The following is a 235-nucleotide window of genomic DNA, read 5'->3' on the forward strand; positions in this document are numbered from 1 at the left end:
TTGATAACAAATGAACTCCATAAATGAGCGTTCCCACTGTGATACCCAATCGTTATCGTGTTGTCAATCTGTGGTATGTTCTCAGTATCATGATTATTCACATGTTGAACGTGTTTGGTTACCCATTTGGTTAATTGATCTTGGTCTACATAAACATCTCTTCCTATTTTAATACACGGGAAACCTTTATCACGACGCCAACGGTTAATGGTAGAACGGCTTATTTTAAATAGAT

The 235-nt window shown here is 36.6% G+C and carries 1 protein-coding gene; it reads right to left on the reverse strand.

Going from position 1 to position 235, the window contains the following annotated elements:
- Positions 1-235: helix-turn-helix domain-containing protein (locus RYX56_RS25330; RefSeq protein WP_317124511.1), on the reverse strand; the 235-nt coding region annotated here is incomplete at both ends.

It is taken from the genome of Alkalihalophilus lindianensis (assembly GCF_032843265.1).
Classification (GTDB): domain Bacteria; phylum Bacillota; class Bacilli; order Bacillales; family Bacillaceae_D; genus Alkalihalophilus; species Alkalihalophilus lindianensis.